This window comes from Caulobacter sp. AVps18 (assembly GCF_058681425.1).
Genome location: NZ_CM178737.1, coordinates 4,044,233 through 4,061,031 on the forward strand (window position 1 = coordinate 4,044,233; position 16,799 = coordinate 4,061,031).

Sequence of the window (16,799 nt, forward strand, 5' to 3'; positions counted from 1 at the left end):
GCCTCCGACTGTGTAATAGTGATGATGACACACAAACGGAACTAGACATGCCAACCAGCACCCGCTTCGCAGTCGCCGCCCACGCTCTCACGGCGCTCGCCGTGAGCGGCGGAAAGCCGCTGCGCTCAGAGGACTTGGCCTTTTCGGCCAACACCGGCGCGGTCGTCATTCGCGGGCTTCTGTCACGCCTCAGCGAAGCGGGTCTGACCCGCTCGCAGCTTGGCGCTGGCGGCGGCGCGATGCTGGCGCGACCCGCTGAAGAGATCCGCCTTCTGGATGTCTACAACGCCGTCGAGGATACGGAGCTGTTTTCGCTTCACCGCACGCCGCCCTGCAAGGGCTGCGCGGTGGGCGGCAACATACTCGACGCCCTGCAACCCACGCTCGACCTGGCGCGCCAGGCCATGGAGGCCGAACTGGCCAGGACAACGATCGCCGACATCGCGGCCGAGGTCGCCAAGCTTGGCAAGTTCTCTATTCCGCTCGTGTGGTGAAGGCTTGCCCTAAAATGTCGCTAAGACAGCTACACACAATCATTTCAGAGCTCTAGGGCCTGAGATCACGCCTTGGACCGTCCAGCCTCAAGGGGCGCTGGCGGCTCCCTTTTTCAGCCCCCTCCAACTAAAGGAATAAGCAAATGAGCATCGGTATCATCGGCGCTGGCGCCCTCGGTTCGAACCTGGCGCGCGCCCTGGCCAAGGCCGGCATCTCGGCCACGATCTCCAACAGCCGCGGCCCGGCCTCCCTGGCCGCGCTGGTCGAGGAACTGGGGCCGTCCATCAAGGCCGGCTCGGTCGAGGAGGCCGCCCAGGCTGACATCGTGTTCGCCGCAGTACGCTGGACGGATGCCGAAAAGGTCTTTAGCGCCCTGCCCGCCTGGAATGGCCGCATCGTCGTCGACGGCACCAATCCGGTGGAATTCCTCGATCCGAACTCGCCGGACGCCAGCGACCCGACCAATCCGCTCGCAGCCTACGGCATCAAGGCCGTGGACCTGGACGGCAAGCACTCGAGTGAGATCTTCTCGCAGTTCGTCCCGGGCTCGCGGGTGGTCAAGGCCTTCAACCACCTCGACGTCAACGTCCTGCCCGAGCCCAAGACCGCCGGCGGCAATCGCGTGCTGTTCTATTCCGGCGACGACGCCGATGCGAAGGCCAAGGTTCGCGGCCTGATCGAGGCCCTGGAGTTCTTCGCCGTGGACCTGGGCTCGCTCGACGTCGGCGGCCCGCTGGCGTCGCTGCCGTTCGGCGCGCTGTCGACCCACAACTTCATCAAGGTCTAGGTGCTATCGAGGTGGAGGGCGTTCGCGTCTTGCACGCCCTCCACCTCCTTGGCCGTCGCGACTAGCCGTCGAAGCGAGCGCCGCTCATGGCGTTGAGGAACGCGAGCGGATTCCAGTATTCGCGATAGTTGACGATCAGGCCGTCTCGGAAGGTCACGAAGGTGGCGTAGCGCATCTCGTAGGGATTGCCGTTGGCCAGCACTTTGCCAGAAGCGCTCCATTCTGCGATCGCCACGGCCGGGTCATCGGTCGCGTAGATCTTCAGGGTTGGCAAGGCGCGCACATCAATAGCGTCGGGATAACCGCGCAGATACTCATAGAGCGCCTCGCGCCCCTCGATGCGCGCAGGCGAGCCTTCCGGGGCGAACGGAAACTCGGCGACGACGTCCTCGGCGCACAGGTCAGCCCACCCTCTCATGTCTTTGGCCAAGAAGGTATCGAGGCTGCGGCGCAGCAAATCGACGGCGCTTGTATTACTCATGTTCTGGTCCTCTTTGATGAGTTTAGGGTCTTTCGCCCGCGGCCAAACCGCTACCGCTCAAAATGTCGGTGCCGAGCAAAATCGTATTGGCGCGCGGATCGTGCCTGCGCCTATCCATCGGGAATGGCTGGGTCATAGAGCCTCTTTCACCCTGTCGCAGCCCCGGATTCGGCACCTATCCGACTCGATACTGGCCGCCGTCGACGACCAAAGCCTGAGCGGTCATGAAGGCCGCGTCATCGGAGGTAAGGAACAGCACCGGGCCAACAATGTCGCCGGGCTCCGCAAAGCGCTGGATGGCTTGAGCCTGCCAAGTGGCACGCCTTTGTTCTTCGCCCTGGGCCTCTGTGGCAACCGTATGGGTAAGGCCGGGCAGCACGGCGTTGCAGGTGATGCCGTCATTGGCCACGTCGTTGGCCAGGCCGCGCATAAAACCGATAATGCCCATCTTCGAGGCCATGTAGTGGCTCATGCCCTTGACCGGCAAACCGATCGAATTGGACGAGATGCCGACAAAGCGCCCCCATTGCTTGCGCCGCATCGCTGGAACGAACTGCTTGGCCGACAGGAACTGGGCGTCCAGATTGACGGACATCGTCTGTCGCCAGGTGTCGAGGTCGAGGTCCTCGATGGGATGATTGGGGTAGTAGGCGGCATTATTGATCACGATGTCTACGTCCCCGAACGCCTGCACCGCCGCCCGCCCGATCGCGGCCCAGCCCTCGGGTTTGGAGACGTCAGCGGCGACACCCAGGGCCGCGCTTCCGATCGCGGCGACCGTATCTTCTGGCTGGGCCAGATCGACGACGACGACCTTGGCACCCCGCTGCGCCAAACCCAGGGCGATGGCCGAGCCGATACCGCGTCCAGCGCCGGTCACAACGGCGATGCGCCCCTCGTGTGTGTGAAGCATGACGCGGCTCTTACCTTGGTTGGCGACAGGTCGGGTTCCGCCGCGAGGGTGCGCCGAAACACAGGCCACGAGATCGCATCCCCGTCCTGCTCAGGGCAGCCAAGAAGTTCCGATGCCAGCCATCGGCCGATCCGATAGGAGAACATAACCGTGGCAGACGCCCTTTCCTTAACCCAGATGCGGATCTTCGTGGCTGTAGCTGACGCGGGGAGCTTCTCCGCTGCGGCCCGCCGCGTGCGCCGAACGCAGTCGGCCATCAGCGAAACAATCGCCAATCTGGAGGCCCAGCTCGACGTTCCGCTCTTTGATCGTAGCGGCCGATACCCGCGCTTGACCGCCGAGGGCAGCGTCCTCCTGGCCGATGTTCGAGCTATCGTTGCCGGTGTTGATGACCTTCGAGCGCGCGCCAAGGGTATCGCCGGGGGTCTCGAGCCCGAACTGACCGCCGTAATGGACGTATTCCTGCCCCTGCAGCGCGTTGCCGAGGTCGCCAAAAAGTTCCGCGAGGTCTTTCCGGTCACGCCGCTTCGCCTATACGTCGAGGCGCTCGGAGCGGCGGTGCAGCCCGTTCTCGAAGGCAAGGCAAGCTTTGGCTTCGTGGGTTCACTGCCGATTCTCCCAGACGGGCTCACAGCCGAGAGGGTCACCAGCATCCGCTGCACTATGGTGGCGGCCGCCAGCCATCCCTTGGCGGAGCACGGCGGAATGATCCCCAGCGAGGAACTGAAACGTCACGTTCAGCTCGTCCTCACTGATCGCTCCGATTTGTCGGCCGGGCGCGAGTTTGGTGTGATGTCAGCATCGACCTGGAAGCTTGCGGACCTGTCGGCCAAGCATGCTTTTCTGATCGGAGGACTTGGCTGGGGCAGTATGCCTCTGCATGCGGTGCGCCAGGACATCGACGAAGGCAGACTTGTCGAACTTTCGATCGATAACATGCCCGCCAAAGGCTTCCTGATGCCAATGTCGGCGGTCTACCGAACCGGCGCGCCACCAGGCCCCGCTGGCCGATGGATGATCGACCGGCTTAAGCAATGCCCGAGCGAGCGCCTGGATTAGTTATCTGACAAGGACGTTCGGGTGGGTGATTCATATGTAAAGCCATGGTCAAAGGACGGCCCCGCGGGAGCCTGGATCACAGCCTGCGCCAAAGCCGGGTCCAAGATCGAAAAGCATCTCCACGACCTTCGGGGAAACTTCGCGACCAGGCTCATGGCCAATGGTCTCCGCGACGAACAAATCGCGGATATGCTGGGTTGGCAGACCGAAAAAGTTCTCAAAATTCGCTGTCGCTATGTTGATCGTGATCGTATCGCCCACGGAATCGCACTGCAGATTGGATCTGTCCCGTCAGATCAGCTGATGAACATCGCTGTAAACACGGTGCAGCCAGCGCCGAAACCAGAAACAAAATACATTGATTTTATTGGGAAAATTGGAGCGGGCGGGGGGAGTCGAACCCCCGACATTCTGCTTGGGAAGCAGACGCTCTACCTCTGAGCTACGCCCGCGCGGCGTGGTGGCTCGTCTAGCGGGTCTTGCCGGGGTTCTCAAGGGGCGAGCGGCCGCGTCCCGGGCAGAATGTCGGATGAGGCCGCGTTGACGCCCGAGGGGTTAGAGCGCACGATCGGCTCAAACAAACGTTCGGGGAGAAACGCCATGGCTGACGGGGAACACCATCCGCGCGCCCAGTTCCACGCCATGGTCGATGGCACGGCCGAGGACTGGGGCATCATCGCCAACGCCTCAATGGAGTTTGGCCGAGACCTGCCCACCCGGCTGGTGACACATCTCAAGCTGCTGCAAGGCGACTGTGGCGGCTTCGCCATCGACCGCCTGGAGCACAGCCTGCAGACGGCGACCAAGGCCCATCTCGACGGCCGCGACGAGGAGTATGTCGTCTGCGCCCTGCTGCACGACATCGGCGACATCCTGGGGCCGCGCAATCACGCCGACATCGCCGCAGCCATCGTCCAGCCGTTCGTGTCGGAACGAAACCACTGGATGGTTGCCAACCACGCCATCTTCCAGGGTTATTACTTCTTCCACCACCTGGGCCTGGACCGCGACATGCGCGAGCAGTTCAGGGGGCATCCGGACTTTGAGTACACCGCCCAGTTCGGGCACCTGTACGACCAAGACGCCTTCGACCCGAACTTCAAATCCATGCCGCTGGAGGCTTTCGAGCCGATGCTGCATCGGGTGATGAGCACGCCCAAGCGCTCGATCTATATGCGCAAGCCGGAAGCTGAGGCGGCCGAATAGCTTCGGCCGCCCCTCGCCTTCTGACTACTTCACTCGCTCTGCCTTGATGCCCAGCTTGGTCAGTTGCGCCTGAACACTGTCGGGGCCCACCAGATGGCCGGCACCGACGGCCACGAAGCTGACGCCCGAACCGTCAAGCTTGGTCTTGAGCTTGCCGGCCCAGTCGATGTTGCGCTTGGTCAGCAGCACGTCATAGACGTCGGCATAGTTGGTCTTCATCTCGGTGACGAACTCGTTTTCCAGTGCCTTGAGGTCACCAGCGGCCCAGGCCGCGACCATGGAATCGATTTTGGCGGAGCCTTCGTCAGCGTCATCCAATGTGGATTTGAACAGGTCGATCTCGGCTTGCGGCGACATGTCGGCGAAAAAGCGGATCTGCTGCTCGGCGGTCTCAAATGCGCCGGCCGACTTTCCGTCGGCTTTCATCTGGGCCGAGATCACCTGCTCCACCCCGCTCTTGGGATCATAGCCGGCCTTGAGGAGCGGCATCATGGCCAGGGTGATTGAAGCCAGCCAGGGACGCATCGGCTCCATCGCCTGGGGCGGCAGGCCGGCGGCCTGGGCCAGGGTCTGGGCGCGCTTGAGGTCTTCGGCCGACAGCTTTGACGACAGCGGTTTGGCCTGATCCACCCCATACTTCATGATCAGGGGCTGCATCAGGGCCGGGTCGTCAGCGCCCTGCACCTCGATCACCAGGTCGCCGCTGGCCTTGATCGCGCCGTCGATCCGGGGCGAGCGCCATTGGGTCTGGGGTTTCAGAACGTGAATGGTGCCAAACAGATAGATGGTCGAGTCCTTGTCCTTGATCGCCCAGAGGGCGGGCTCGGCCACGGCCGGGACGGCCGCGCCAAGCGCCAGGATGGAGACGAGGCCGGCGGCCAGACGACGGGCAGGCCGGAGTAGATTCGAGAGCATGGCTTTGTCCTGTGCTTTGCGAGAAAAACTTAGGGTTGAAGCTGGGTCGGAGGCAATGGCGTCCGCCGCATTTGGGCTATTTCAGGAACCGTTCGACTGCGTCGGCGAAGGCCGCCGGCTGGTCAGACATGATGAAGTGGAAGGCCCCCTCGATCCGCTCCAGGCGCACGCCCGGAAGGGCGGCATAGGCGCCGGCATACATCTGCTCGACCCGCTCGACGGGCGCGCCCATCATCGGATCAAACGGATAGAGGACGACGGTCGGCGTGGTCACGGCCGGCAGGTCTGAACGCAGGTCGGTGGTCAGCACGTCATAGAGGGCGCGGGCCACGACCGCGCGGTCGGAGGCCTGCGACCAGGCCAGCGCCGCCTTCAGACCTTCGGGCGATTTCACCAGCCGGGGCATGGTCATGGCCTGTTGGGCATTGAAGGTTTCGGGCGGCATGGCGATCATGCCGTCGCGCATTGCTACCGCCTGCGGCCGGACGGCCTCGACGGTCGCGGCAGGTGAGAACAGCAGCGGATAGAAGGGCAGGCTGTCGACGATCATCAGCCGCCCCACATCGGCGGGATGGCGACGGGCCAGGGCCAGGCCGGTGAGACCGCCCATGGAATGGCCGATCACCGCCGGCGACTTGAGTTTGGCGGTCTTGATATAGCCGTCCAACGCCTCGACCAGCGGGTCGAGCATGGGACCTTGCGCATTGGCGCCGACCGGCGCGCCGGCGAACCCCGCCACCTGGACGACATGGACCCGGTAGCGGCCCGACAGTTGCCTGACGGTGGCGTCCCACACGGCGCCGGACGAGGCCAGGCCGGGGATCAGGATCACGTCAGGCCCCTTCCCCGTCACGGTGACGGCGATGCGGTCGGACGGCGTGACGGCATGGGCCTGACGGCCGCCGATGACGCCGGTGGCGACCAGGATCGCCAGCAGGATGGCGAAGGCGTGAAGGCGGGGGCGGGCTCGGGACACGGCTTGAAATCCTTGAAGTCTTGGCGTGCGAAAGGGTTCAGCGACGCGCGCCGGGGCAAGGGCATAGGGGAGACGAAAGGTCGGTGGCGGGGCTTAGCCGCCCAGGCCTCGCCGGCCGGCGACGAGGGTTGAGATCAGCAGATAGCTGGCCATCATCAGCGTGACAGCGTCCCACATGGACAGGGCCGGCAGCAGGTTCAGCTTTTCACCGGCCGCCCAGAGAAACAGGGCACCCTGAAGGATCCAGAACGACGCTGCGCCCGTCTCGGACATCACGCGGCGCACCAGTTCGTCGCTGCGGGACCACAGGGTCAGATTACCCACGGTCTGCACCAGGAACAGGGCCACGATCCCCATCATGACGGCAGCGGCCAGTTCGAAGGGCAAGGGATCGAAGAGTACAATAGCCAGGACGGGGGCGGCCAGCATCAGCCCGGCCAACAGGGATACGAGGCCCTGCTGTCGGTAATAGGAGGTCTGGGCCGGCGTGGCGTCGCGGGCGCTGCCCGGATCGAGCACCCGCAGGGCGGTCTTGCGGCTGACGCTGACGATCAAGACCAGCGCGCCCATGGCGATCAGCATCAGAGCGATGAGGCCGGACAACAGGTCAGACCAGCCCAATCCCTCGACGGTCAGGGTGCCGGCCTTTTCGAGCTTGCCGATCAGCATGCCCGAACCAGCACCGACGACACCGCCACACAGGGCCAGCGCAGCGGCGACCCTGGCCTTGGGAGTGGAGAGAAACTTGGGGAACTTCGACGCAACGGTCATGGCGATGCTCCTGCCAGGGAAGGGCCCTCAGGCCTCGTCCTGGAAAATGGATTCAATGGATTGGCTGAACAGACGGGCGATCTTGAAGGCCAGCGGCAGGCTGGGATCGTACTTGCCCGTCTCGAGGGCATTAATGGTCTGGCGCGAGACTTCCAGCCGGTCGGCGAGATCCGCCTGGCTCCAGTCACGCTCGGCGCGCAGGACCTTAAGGCGATTTTTCACCGATACCTCCTGCTGACAAAGGGCTGGGCGAGGCCAAAGCTGCCGCAGAACAGCGGGAAGATCAGATACAGCGGCGGGTGCGGCAGCAGGCCGGCGTTCTCGAGGAAGCCCCAGATGGTGCAGAGCGCCATGGTCACCCCGATGCCCCACAGCATGGACTGGGCCAGGATGGCGCGCAGAAACTCGTCGGTCTCCTCCACCATATAGAGTCCCATGGCCGCTATGGCGGCGATGATCGGCACGGCGGGTGCCACCGCCACCAGCCAGAGCAGCGGTCCCTCGGGGTGAAGGTTGCGGATCGTCCAGATCGACGCGAACAACACGGCCACATAGGCCAGGATGGCGGGAAAGAAGCGGGCCAGATAGCGGCGCGCGGCGGGTGACTTGGCCTGAGCCATGATTCCTCTCCTTTTCTGGCGTTTTCAGCGCTGGCGCAGCCACCACCCGACCCAGACCAGACCGTAGCCGGCAAGCTGGGCGGTCAGCAGGGTCAGGAAGCCGAGAAGCACCCACTCGGCAGGTGGGCGCTGGTGGAAGACCGCGAGCAGGCGCTCATTGCTGACCAGGGTGCCCAGCGGCAGCATTGCCAGCATCCCGCCCGTGCCGCCCCAGAACCAGGCGAACTTGTGGGCCTCGCGCGCAGCCTCGTCGATGTTGCGCCAGTAGATGACGCACACCCAGAAGAAGACCCCGATGGCGATCAGGCTGGCGCTGAAGACCAGCGCCGTCGGCAGGACAATGCCGGTCTCGCTCAAAAGGGCACCGCCGGCACCCACGACACCTCCGAAGATGCCGCAGCCTACCAGGATCTTCTGCGCCAGGGCCTGGCGAGCCGCCTGGCGACCAATCTGCTCGTTCATGACAAACAACCCCGTCTAAATGACAAGGACATTTGTCATTCACCGACACGCGATGTCAAGTGTGCTTTTCTTTTTGTATGGCTAAGTGGACTAAATGTAAGGCTGGCCTAGCTTTTCAGGCCGCGCGGGGCAGATCGAACCCGTCACGGGCTTCGCCTCCCAGAATTCCGCGCCAGTGGATTGCCTCGATCCGGTAACGCTTGAGCGCCCGCCCCAGGGCAGTATCGCTGCGGCACGTTCGGGTTTCCCAGCCATAGCGCGAGAAGCGGTCGCCAAAATCGGCCCAGCGGATCACCCGACCGTTAGCGTCCTGTCGCCAGACCGCCTTGTCGCATCCTGGAATGCGCGAGCACCGGTCCCAGGCCCTTATGCGAGCGGCGAGAATGGCGAAGGGGTCGAGGCCAGGCTTTGCCAAGGGCGTATCTCCAGCGGACGAACCGGCGAAACGCTCCACTGATGAGCACCGGCAAACCTCGACCTTTGACTACCACTTGGGCGACGAACGAAAAGGGCCACCAGATGTAGTGTGACGCCGTGTCGCGCGACACGGCGATGCGACATTGAGGGGCGCAAGCGTGGCCTTTACGGACGGCCCGAATCTCATCGTGGGGCGAGCGCCCTGCCCTACTTCCAGGCCCTGAAATGCTTGGACAGCTTCAGGCCCTGTCGCTGGTAGTGCGAGCCGCCCTCGCCGTACAGGCGCACGGGCCGCGCGGTGAGCGGCTCATAGACCAGGCGCGCGACGGTCTGGCCGTCTTCCAGCAGGAACGGCGTCTCGTGGCTGCGCACCTCCAGCACGCCCTTGGAGCCGACAGCGCCGGCTTCCTCGGTGCCGAAGCCCGGATCGAAGAAACCGGCATAGTGGACGCGGAACTCGCCGACCGACGGATCGATGGGCGTCATCTCGGCCGCTTCCATCACCGGGATCTCGATATTGTCCTTCGACGCCAGGATGTAAAATTCGCCCGGATCCAGCAGCAACTCGCCATGGCGGGTTTCCAGCGGCTCCCAGAAGTCGCGCGGATCGTGGCCGTCCTCATGGTCCAGGTCGACGACGCCGGCGTGGCGGCGGCCGCGGAAACCGACAATGCCACCCATGCCGGGCGAAAGGTCCACCCCGACGCTGCGAATCGACAGCTTGGCCGGTTCGCCGCGCTTGAGGCGCAGTTGGTTCAGGCGCGTGCCCGACCGCACCAGAACCGAAAAGGTCTGGGGCGCGATCTCCATATAGAGCGGGCCGTCATATCCCGCGTCGACATCGTCGAAGGCACGGCTGTGATTGGTCAGCAGGCGCACGAACACGTCTACCCGGCCGGTCGAGCTTTTGGGATTGCCACGCGCCGAGATGTTGGCCGGCAGCGACAGCCCCTCCTGCAGTTCGGCGATATAGACGCAGCCCTTTTCCAGCACCGCGCCCTTGGTCAGGTCCAGCTCGTGCATGGCCACGTCTTTCAGACGCTCGCTCACCTTGCGACCCAGGCCCGGCAAGAACGAGGCCCGCACCCGCCAGGCGCGCGCGCCAAGGCGCAGGTCCAGGCTTGCGGGCTGCACCTGATCGACGTCGAAAGGCGTCTGTGAGGTGATCGCGTCGTGGGCGATCAGGTCCTCGATGGATTGGCAGGGCAGAATCCCTGCGGAATGGGCGTCGGTCATCGGCGCGACAGTCGCTAAAGCTCGCCTGGAAGGCAAGGCTGGAGCGCACGCGGCTCGCCTCCAGCACTTCTGATGTTGAAATCCGCCGGGCCAGCCTTGACCCTGCGGGCCGCTGAACCCCTTATGCCGGCCTTTTCCGCGCCGAAGAAGGAACACCCCGTGGCCGAGGACCCGAAAGACTGGGACATCGCGACCAAACTGATCCGCGGGGGGCTGGCCCGGTCGCAGTATATGGAGACCGCCGAAGCGCTCTATCTGACCCAGGGCTTCACCTATGACAGCGCCGAGGGAGCCGACCGCCGGTTCTCCGGCGAGGATCCGGGTTTCGTCTATTCGCGCTTCAACAATCCGACCGTGAAGATGTTCGAGGACCGCCTTGCGCTGCTGGAGGGCGCAGAAGTCTGCCGCGCCCAGGCGACGGGCATGGCCTCGATCAATGCGGCCCTGATGGGCCTGGTAAAGGCCGGCGACCACGTCGTGGCCGGCCGCGCCCTGTTCGGCTCGTGCCGCTGGCTGATCGCCGAGTGGCTGCCGCGCTTCGGCGTCGAAACCACCTTTGTCGACGCTACCGATCCCAAGGCCTGGGAAGCGGCCATGCGGCCCAACACCAAGGCGGTGCTGATCGAGACGCCTTCCAACCCGGTGCTGGAGATTACCGACATCCGCGCAGTGTCGGAAATGGCGCACGCGGTCGGCGCAAAGGTCATTGTCGATAACGTCTTCGCCACCCCGATCTTCCAGCAGCCGCTGAAGCTGGGCGCTGACGTCGTGGTCTATTCGGCCACCAAGCACATCGACGGCCAGGGCCGGGTTCTGGGCGGAGCCATCCTGACCAGCGAAGCGATCAACGAAGAATTCTATCGCGACATGCTGCGCCACACCGGCCCGTCGCTGTCGCCGTTTAACGCCTGGGTCCTGGTCAAGGGCCTGGAGACCCTTGATCTGCGCGTACGCCGCCAGACCGATACCGCCTTCGCCCTGGCCAATGTGATGGCCGAGCACAAGAAGACCAAGTCGGTGCTCTATCCCTTCCGCCACGACCATCCGGGCCACAATGTCGCCAAGTCGCAGATGACCGGCGGCGGCACGGTGGTGGCGCTGGACCTGGGCTCGCGCGAAGCGGCGTTCAAGTTCCTCAATGCCCTGGAGATCGTCGACATCTCCAACAATCTGGGGGACGCCAAATCGATGGCCACCCACCCGCCGACCACCACCCACCGCTCGGTGCCCGAAGATCAACGCCCCTCGCTGGGCGTTGTCGAAGGCGGCGTGCGCCTGTCGGTGGGCCTGGAAAGCCTGGATGATCTGACGCGAGATGTGACCCGTGCGCTCGACCAGGCGTGAATCCTCGCCGCCGCTGCAGCGGATAAGGCGTCGGCGCGGAGCCGACAGCGGCGCCTACGAGGCCCGCACGCGCGACATCGTGGTGCGTGTAGCCCCCACCTATCTGGCCGAGGATTCCTCGCCCGAGAACGGTCTCTATCTGTGGTCCTACACGGTGGAGATCGAGAACCACGGCGTCGAGACCGTGCACCTGGTGGCGCGCCGCTGGACGATCACCGACGGGCTCAACCGCAGTAACGATGTCGAGGGCTCTGGCGTGGTGGGCGAGCAGCCCGAGTTGAAGGCCCGCGAGGCCTTCCGCTACGTCTCCAACTGCCCGCTGCCCACCCCTTCCGGTGCCATGCGCGGCAGCTACCAGATGATGACCGAGGCGGGTGAGGTGTTCGACGCCGAGATCCCGGAATTCTCGCTACACCTGCCCGGCGCCGCAAGACGTTACAACTAGCAACGCGCCACCCCTTCCGCGCGCACGCGCCGTTGACACCTTCTTCAGGCGAGTTGAAGCTTTGCTCTTCTCATCAAAGAGGTTACCCGATGTCGCAGAAGGCTTTTCGTCTCCCCGCCTTGACGCTGGCCGCTGCGGCGGCGCTGGCGATTTCGGCCGCGCCTGCCCTCGCCCAGACCCAACCTGTTCCGGGCCAGTCGATCATCAAGCGCGACCCGCATTTCAACCGGGCGACGGGCGGCTACGCCACCCAGCGTGCCAACCTTTCCCGCCAGACCTATGACGGCGACTATGTGAGCTATGGCTTCGGACGGCTTGAAGAGCAGACCCGGGCTACACGCCGGCTGGTCTCCGAGGTCGCGCCGAAGTTCAAGGACGCCGTCAGCGAAACTCTCCCCAACCCGGAAGGTGCCCAATTCAGGGATCTGAGACTTGGGATGTATCGCTCGGCGCTGGTGATCTGCGGCACGGTGCACATTGATGACGGCGCCGGCGGCCGGGAGGCGCGTCGCTTCATCGCCCGCTCCAGCGTCGCCACCCTGGAGACCGAAGCCAATCACGAGGCCTTCCAACAGGGCCTGCGCCAGACCGGTTGCAACAGCTGACGGCAGGCTGGATCGGATCGAAGGAATGCCGGCGCCCGTAAGGGCCGCCGGCATTTTCGTGTCAGACCGCGTCCGGAGCCATCGCATAGACCCGCGAGCAATACTCGCACGTCACGTGGATCTTGCCGTCCGGCTCGACCATCTCGACCTTCTCCTCATCGGAGAACGAGGCCAGCACCGCACTGATCCGCTCGTCGGAACAGCGGCAGAATGCCTTCAGGGGCTTCTCTTCCAGCAGGCGCACACCGTCCTCGTGATAGAGGCGGTACAGCAGGGTCGGCGTGCTGACGGTCGGATCGATCAGTTCGTCCTCGCCGGTGGTCTCGAAAAAGGCCTGGGCGTGACGCCAGGCTTCCTGGGTCTCGCCGCGCGTCTCGTCGCCGGCGATGGCCTGGATCAGAATGCCGCCCGCGCGCCATGATGGGCCATCGCCCGTATCCACCTGCCCGACCGCCAGGCGCACCCGCGTCGGGGTCTGCTCGGACTGGTCGAAATACTGCTCGGCGCAAAGGGCCAGGGTCTCGCCCTCGATGGCGGTCACGCCCTGATAGCGGTCGGTATCGGGCCCCTGGTCGAGGGTCATGATGAAGACGCCGCCGCCCAGCAGGGTCTTGGCCCCGGGCCGCGCAAAGCCTTCGCTGACCTTTGCCACTTCGTCCGCGTCGAAACGGCAATAGCCGCGCAGGCCGCCGCTGGTGTCGTAGTCGACAACGACATAGCGCACCGGTCCATCGCCCTGGGCCTGGACGATCAGTCGGCCTTCGAACTTGAGACTGGAGCCGACCAGGGCCGCCAGGGCGCAGGCTTCGCCCAGCAGGTTGGCGACGGGCTCGGGATAGTCGTGGTGGCTCAGTACCTCGTGCACGGCGGCGCCCAGGCGAACGACGCGGCCACGCACCGGCAGGCCCTCGATCTGGAAGGCGGAAACGACGTCGTCGAGGGCGGGAATGGCGGAGATATCGGTCATGGGGCGGTTAGATAGGCGGTTCGGCGAAAATTGCGAGGGGGGGCAACCGGGTAGAGACCACTGTGTCACCGGGTCGCCTGATGGAAACGGCGGTGCTAGGCTGGCCGCAACCAGCGGAAACGCTGCGGGCACCGTCCGTAAAAGCCGACCGCAAGTGGAGGAAAGACCAGAATGTTTTCCCATATCATGATCGGCACGAACGACCTTGATCGCGCCCGGGGCTTCTATGACGCCCTTCTGGCCACGCTCGGCGTGCCGCCGGCCATGACCAACGGTGAGCGCATTTTCTACATGACCCCGACCGGCATCTTCGCGATCTCGAAGCCGATCAATGGCGAACCCGCGACCTTCGCCAATGGCGGGACGGTTGGCTTCGCCTGCAGTTCACCCGAACAGGCCGACGCCTGGCATGCGGCGGGCCTGGCCCAGGGCGGGACCGCCTGCGAAGACCCTCCCGGCGTGCGGGACGGCAGCGTGGGCAAGCTCTATCTGGCCTATCTGCGTGACCCCGACGGCAACAAGCTCTGCGCCATGCATCGCATGGGATAGGTCCTGCAACGAAAGGCGCGCCGGCCGTGATGGCCGGTGCTCCGCCCGTTTAGTCCTTGAACGGCTTCTCGATCTCGTAGACCGCGTCTTCCAGCTTTTCGCGGAACAGGGTCTGAGCGTCCTGAACGCCCTGATTGTAGTAGTACGGCCCCATCTCTTCGGAAATGAAGTCGAGCAGAAACCCCGCCTGAAGCGGGCTGGCCTCGCAGTCAAGTTCGCGATCAAGATAGCGGGTCAGCTTGATCAGCAGGGCATCGCGCTTCTGCTTGTTGAACTCGATTTTCGGCATCGACCCTAGCCGATCGCCCCGAAGGCCCAGGCCAGCACCGACTTCTGGGCGTGGATGCGGTTTTCCGCCTCGTCCCAGGCCAGGGACCGCGGACCATCAAGCACGGCGTCGGTGACCTCTTCACCCCGGTGAGCCGGCAGGCAGTGCAGGAAGACGCCGTCGGGCGCCGACAGGTCCATCAGGGCCTCATCGACCTGATAGGGCTCCAGCGCGGCCAGACGCTCGTCATGGTCGGTGTCGCCCATCGAGACCCAGGTATCGGCCACCACCACATCAGCCCCACGAACGGCTTCCTTGGGGTCGTCGGTCATGGTCACCTGGCCTTGCAGGTCCTGGGCCCGGGCCAGATCCACCAGGTCGGGGTGATAGACCGCCGGACAGGCGATCTTCAGCTTGAAGCCCAGCAGCGGGGCGGCGTGGATGAAGCTGGAGCAGACATTGTTGCCATCACCGACCCAGGCAATGGTCTTGCCACCGACGTCGCCGCGATGCTCTTCGATGGTCAAGAGGTCGGCCATGATCTGGCACGGATGGCTCTTGTCGGTCAGGCCGTTGATCACCGGCACGGTCGAGACCTGGGCGAAGCGCTCGACATCGGCATGGCTGTTGGCGCGGATCATCACCGCATCGACCATCCGCGACAGGACGCGGGCGGTGTCCTCGATCGTCTCGCCGCGCCCCAGTTGCATGTCGTTAGAGGTCGAGATGATCCCCGATCCGCCCAGCTGACGGATAGCCGCGTCGAACGAAAACCGCGTACGGGTCGAATTCTTCTGGAAGATCATCGCCAGCACCCGCCCGTCGGCCGGAGCGTCGGCGTCGATCCTGCCCTGCCCCCAGCCCTTGCGAGCGGTCTTGCGGGCCTTGGCATCCTCCAGCATCAGCCGCAGCGTTGCGCCGTCCAGCTTCCAGAGATCGATAAAGTTTCTGGGGTGGGTCATTGCCATTCCCTCTCCCGCTCTCCCCGGCAAAAGCCGGGGCCCAGATAGATCCGGGAAATCAGCGGGCGTGATCTGGGTCCCGGCTTTCGCCGGGAAGAGCCTATGGAAGTTGGGTTTAAGCGGCTGCCAGCTTTGCGCGTGCGGCCTCGCAAGCCTTTTCAAGCTTGGCGATCGCCTCGCTGGCTTCTTCGATGGTCAGGTTCAGCGGCGGCAGCAGACGCACGCAGTTGTCGCCACCTCCGGCCACCAGCAGCTTTTCATCGCGGGCCAGGACCATGAAGTCGCGGTTGTTCGGGATCAGCTTGACGCCGATCAGGAAGCCCTTGCCGCGGATATCGACGATGACGTCCGGGAAGCGATCCTTCAGCCCGTTCAGTTGCTGCACGAAATAGCCGGCCACGGTCTTCACGTTGTCGAGGATCTCGGGCGTGTTGATCGTGTCGAACGCCGCCTTGCCCACGGCCATGGCCAGCGGATTGCCGCCGAAGGTCGAGCCGTGAACGCCCACGGTCATGCCCTTGGCCGCCTCGGTGGTGGCCAGGCAGGCACCGACCGGGAAGCCGCCGCCCAGGGCCTTGGCCACAGCCATGATGTGCGGCTCGCCGCCGGGAGCCCATTCATAGGCGAACAGCTTGCCGGTCCGGCCCATGCCGCACTGCACTTCGTCATAGATCAGCAGGACGCCGTGCTCGTCGCAGAGCGAGCGCAGGCTGACCAGGCAGTGCTCGGGGATCGAACGCGCGCCGCCCTCGCCCTGCACGGGCTCGACGATGATCGCCGCCGTGGTCGGCAGCGCGATGGCCGCCTTCAGCGCGTCATGGTCACCGAAGGTCAGCTGGCTGTAACCCGGCAGGCGTGGGCCAAAACCCTCGACATAGCTGGGATTGCCCGAGGCATTGACCGCCGCATAGGAGCGGCCGTGGAACGAGCCGTCGAAACCGAAGATCTCGGTCCGCTCGGGCTGGCCATTGGCGGTGTGATACTTGCGGGCCGTCTTGAGCGCGCACTCAATCGCCTCGGTGCCCGAGTTGGTGAAGAACACAACGTCGGCGAAGCTATGGGCGCACAGCTTGTCGGCCAGCTCTTCCTGCTCGGGAATGCGATAGATGTTGGAGACGTGCCAGAGCTTCTCGCCCTGGGTCTTCAGCGCTTCGACCAGCACGGGGTGGGCGTGGCCCAGACCGTCGGTGGCGATGCCCGCCACGCAGTCCAGATAGACCTCGCCGTCGGTCGAGAACAGTCGTGCGCCTACGCCTCGCTCGAACGCCAGCGGGGCGCGGTTGTAGACGCCCATGATGTGCTGTTGCGACAGGTTCGACGA

The 16,799-nt window shown here is 64.6% G+C and carries 22 protein-coding genes and 1 tRNA gene; 8 read left to right on the forward strand and 15 right to left on the reverse strand.

All coding sequences use genetic code 11. The annotated features are described in order from the left end of the window. Positions 1-47 precede the first annotated feature (47 nt). Together ACW179_RS18340 and ACW179_RS18345 are read left to right on the forward strand one after the other, a co-directional pair. Positions 48-494 carry an Rrf2 family transcriptional regulator gene (locus ACW179_RS18340; RefSeq protein ID WP_492060889.1) on the forward strand — a complete coding sequence of 149 codons (447 nt, stop codon included), beginning with the start codon at positions 48-50 and terminating at the stop codon, positions 492-494. 143 nt (positions 495-637) lie between these two features. Then, positions 638-1,282 (forward strand): NADPH-dependent F420 reductase, encoded by a 645-nt coding sequence (locus ACW179_RS18345; protein ID WP_492060890.1) that lies wholly within the window; start codon positions 638-640, stop codon positions 1,280-1,282. Positions 1,283-1,343: 61 nt separating this feature from the next. On the opposite strand, the gene ACW179_RS18350 is transcribed toward ACW179_RS18345, so the two are convergent. Then, complete coding sequence (locus ACW179_RS18350) at positions 1,344-1,763, reverse strand: nuclear transport factor 2 family protein (protein ID WP_492060891.1); 420 nt, start codon at positions 1,761-1,763, stop codon at positions 1,344-1,346. A 175-nt stretch (positions 1,764-1,938) separates the two neighbouring features. Further along, on the reverse strand, positions 1,939-2,676 hold the full coding sequence (locus ACW179_RS18355; protein ID WP_492060892.1) for an SDR family NAD(P)-dependent oxidoreductase: 738 nt from the start codon (positions 2,674-2,676) through the stop codon (positions 1,939-1,941). Positions 2,677-2,826: 150 nt separating this feature from the next. Between ACW179_RS18355 and ACW179_RS18360 the strand changes: the two genes are divergently transcribed. Further along, positions 2,827-3,735, forward strand: a complete 909-nt coding sequence (locus ACW179_RS18360; protein ID WP_492060893.1) for a LysR family transcriptional regulator — start codon at positions 2,827-2,829, stop codon at positions 3,733-3,735. A gap of 377 nt (positions 3,736-4,112) precedes the next feature. On the opposite strand, the gene ACW179_RS18365 is transcribed toward ACW179_RS18360, so the two are convergent. Continuing rightward, positions 4,113-4,187, reverse strand: a tRNA-Gly gene (locus tag ACW179_RS18365). A 148-nt stretch (positions 4,188-4,335) separates the two neighbouring features. Between ACW179_RS18365 and ACW179_RS18370 the strand changes: the two genes are divergently transcribed. Then, positions 4,336-4,941, forward strand: coding sequence for an HD domain-containing protein (locus tag ACW179_RS18370; protein ID WP_492060894.1), 606 nt, complete (start codon positions 4,336-4,338; stop codon positions 4,939-4,941). A 24-nt stretch (positions 4,942-4,965) separates the two neighbouring features. Here the strand turns inward: ACW179_RS18370 and ACW179_RS18375 are convergent, their stop codons facing one another. The 8 genes from ACW179_RS18375 to ACW179_RS18410 form a co-directional block, all read right to left on the reverse strand. Next, on the reverse strand, positions 4,966-5,856 hold the full coding sequence (locus ACW179_RS18375; RefSeq protein WP_492060895.1) for a TraB/GumN family protein: 891 nt from the start codon (positions 5,854-5,856) through the stop codon (positions 4,966-4,968). A 76-nt stretch (positions 5,857-5,932) separates the two neighbouring features. Next, positions 5,933-6,832 (reverse strand): alpha/beta fold hydrolase, encoded by a 900-nt coding sequence (locus tag ACW179_RS18380; RefSeq protein WP_492060896.1) that lies wholly within the window; start codon positions 6,830-6,832, stop codon positions 5,933-5,935. Positions 6,833-6,925: 93 nt separating this feature from the next. Continuing rightward, a complete protein-coding gene (locus tag ACW179_RS18385; protein WP_492060897.1) occupies positions 6,926-7,603 on the reverse strand; it encodes a hypothetical protein in 678 nt (225 codons plus the stop codon). 27 nt (positions 7,604-7,630) lie between these two features. After that, a complete protein-coding gene (locus tag ACW179_RS18390) occupies positions 7,631-7,825 on the reverse strand; it encodes a helix-turn-helix transcriptional regulator (protein ID WP_492060898.1) in 195 nt (64 codons plus the stop codon). After that, on the reverse strand, positions 7,822-8,223 hold the full coding sequence (locus tag ACW179_RS18395) for a hypothetical protein (RefSeq protein WP_492060899.1): 402 nt from the start codon (positions 8,221-8,223) through the stop codon (positions 7,822-7,824). Before ACW179_RS18395 ends, ACW179_RS18390 begins: the two co-directional genes overlap by 4 nt. Before the next feature lie 24 nt (positions 8,224-8,247). Continuing rightward, positions 8,248-8,685 (reverse strand): hypothetical protein, encoded by a 438-nt coding sequence (locus ACW179_RS18400; RefSeq protein WP_492060900.1) that lies wholly within the window; start codon positions 8,683-8,685, stop codon positions 8,248-8,250. Between the two features lie 115 nt (positions 8,686-8,800). Next, entirely contained in the window at positions 8,801-9,100 is a 300-nt protein-coding gene (locus ACW179_RS18405; protein WP_492060901.1) for a hypothetical protein, read from the reverse strand. A gap of 209 nt (positions 9,101-9,309) precedes the next feature. Then, positions 9,310-10,338, reverse strand: coding sequence for a 2'-deoxycytidine 5'-triphosphate deaminase (locus tag ACW179_RS18410; RefSeq protein WP_492060902.1), 1,029 nt, complete (start codon positions 10,336-10,338; stop codon positions 9,310-9,312). A 159-nt stretch (positions 10,339-10,497) separates the two neighbouring features. Between ACW179_RS18410 and metZ the strand changes: the two genes are divergently transcribed. The 3 genes from metZ (at position 10,498) to ACW179_RS18425 (ending at position 12,732) form a co-directional block, all read left to right on the forward strand. Beyond that, positions 10,498-11,682: an O-succinylhomoserine sulfhydrylase gene (gene metZ, locus ACW179_RS18415; RefSeq protein WP_492064350.1), complete on the forward strand. Its 1,185-nt coding sequence runs from the start codon at positions 10,498-10,500 to the stop codon at positions 11,680-11,682. Next, positions 11,663-12,127 (forward strand): Co2+/Mg2+ efflux protein ApaG, encoded by a 465-nt coding sequence (gene apaG, locus ACW179_RS18420; protein ID WP_492060903.1) that lies wholly within the window; start codon positions 11,663-11,665, stop codon positions 12,125-12,127. Before metZ ends, apaG begins: the two co-directional genes overlap by 20 nt. Positions 12,128-12,216: 89 nt before the next feature. After that, positions 12,217-12,732, forward strand: coding sequence for a hypothetical protein (locus tag ACW179_RS18425; protein ID WP_492060904.1), 516 nt, complete (start codon positions 12,217-12,219; stop codon positions 12,730-12,732). A 61-nt stretch (positions 12,733-12,793) separates the two neighbouring features. Here ACW179_RS18425 and ACW179_RS18430 read toward each other — a convergent pair whose 3' ends face one another. Continuing rightward, entirely contained in the window at positions 12,794-13,699 is a 906-nt protein-coding gene (locus ACW179_RS18430) for an Hsp33 family molecular chaperone (RefSeq protein WP_492060905.1), read from the reverse strand. Positions 13,700-13,870: 171 nt separating this feature from the next. Here ACW179_RS18430 and ACW179_RS18435 point away from each other — a divergent pair, with 171 nt between their 5' ends. Further along, the gene (locus tag ACW179_RS18435) at positions 13,871-14,248 is read left to right on the forward strand and encodes a VOC family protein (RefSeq protein WP_492060906.1); all 378 of its coding nucleotides are present in this window, start codon (positions 13,871-13,873) and stop codon (positions 14,246-14,248) included. Between the two features lie 49 nt (positions 14,249-14,297). Here the strand turns inward: ACW179_RS18435 and ACW179_RS18440 are convergent, their stop codons facing one another. From ACW179_RS18440 to ACW179_RS18450, 3 genes are all read right to left on the reverse strand, one after another. After that, positions 14,298-14,537, reverse strand: a complete 240-nt coding sequence (locus ACW179_RS18440; protein WP_492060907.1) for a DUF2164 domain-containing protein — start codon at positions 14,535-14,537, stop codon at positions 14,298-14,300. Between the two features lie 5 nt (positions 14,538-14,542). Further along, positions 14,543-15,478, reverse strand: a complete 936-nt coding sequence (gene argF, locus ACW179_RS18445) for an ornithine carbamoyltransferase (protein ID WP_492060908.1) — start codon at positions 15,476-15,478, stop codon at positions 14,543-14,545. 115 nt (positions 15,479-15,593) lie between these two features. Continuing rightward, complete coding sequence (locus tag ACW179_RS18450) at positions 15,594-16,772, reverse strand: aspartate aminotransferase family protein (protein ID WP_492064351.1); 1,179 nt, start codon at positions 16,770-16,772, stop codon at positions 15,594-15,596. Between the last annotated feature and the right edge of the window lie 27 nt (positions 16,773-16,799).

Excerpts from the sequence above, each read along its gene's own strand:
- ACW179_RS18430 (WP_492060905.1), bottom strand. The coding sequence starts at position 13,699 with ATGACCGATATCTCCGCCATTCCCGCCCTCGACGACGTCGTTTCCGCC.
- ACW179_RS18385 (WP_492060897.1), bottom strand. The coding sequence starts at position 7,603 with ATGACCGTTGCGTCGAAGTTCCCCAAGTTTCTCTCCACTCCCAAGGCC.
- ACW179_RS18395 (WP_492060899.1), bottom strand. The coding sequence starts at position 8,223 with ATGGCTCAGGCCAAGTCACCCGCCGCGCGCCGCTATCTGGCCCGCTTC.
- ACW179_RS18375 (WP_492060895.1), bottom strand. The coding sequence starts at position 5,856 with ATGCTCTCGAATCTACTCCGGCCTGCCCGTCGTCTGGCCGCCGGCCTC.
- ACW179_RS18340 (WP_492060889.1), top strand. The coding sequence starts at position 48 with ATGCCAACCAGCACCCGCTTCGCAGTCGCCGCCCACGCTCTCACGGCG.
- argF (WP_492060908.1), bottom strand. The coding sequence starts at position 15,478 with ATGACCCACCCCAGAAACTTTATCGATCTCTGGAAGCTGGACGGCGCA.
- ACW179_RS18350 (WP_492060891.1), bottom strand. The coding sequence starts at position 1,763 with ATGAGTAATACAAGCGCCGTCGATTTGCTGCGCCGCAGCCTCGATACC.
- ACW179_RS18355 (WP_492060892.1), bottom strand. The coding sequence starts at position 2,676 with ATGCTTCACACACACGAGGGGCGCATCGCCGTTGTGACCGGCGCTGGA.
- ACW179_RS18450 (WP_492064351.1), bottom strand. The coding sequence starts at position 16,772 with ATGGGCGTCTACAACCGCGCCCCGCTGGCGTTCGAGCGAGGCGTAGGC.
- ACW179_RS18435 (WP_492060906.1), top strand. The coding sequence starts at position 13,871 with ATGTTTTCCCATATCATGATCGGCACGAACGACCTTGATCGCGCCCGG.
- ACW179_RS18400 (WP_492060900.1), bottom strand. The coding sequence starts at position 8,685 with ATGAACGAGCAGATTGGTCGCCAGGCGGCTCGCCAGGCCCTGGCGCAG.
- ACW179_RS18440 (WP_492060907.1), bottom strand. The coding sequence starts at position 14,537 with ATGCCGAAAATCGAGTTCAACAAGCAGAAGCGCGATGCCCTGCTGATC.
- ACW179_RS18370 (WP_492060894.1), top strand. The coding sequence starts at position 4,336 with ATGGCTGACGGGGAACACCATCCGCGCGCCCAGTTCCACGCCATGGTC.
- ACW179_RS18410 (WP_492060902.1), bottom strand. The coding sequence starts at position 10,338 with ATGACCGACGCCCATTCCGCAGGGATTCTGCCCTGCCAATCCATCGAG.
- ACW179_RS18345 (WP_492060890.1), top strand. The coding sequence starts at position 638 with ATGAGCATCGGTATCATCGGCGCTGGCGCCCTCGGTTCGAACCTGGCG.
- ACW179_RS18425 (WP_492060904.1), top strand. The coding sequence starts at position 12,217 with ATGTCGCAGAAGGCTTTTCGTCTCCCCGCCTTGACGCTGGCCGCTGCG.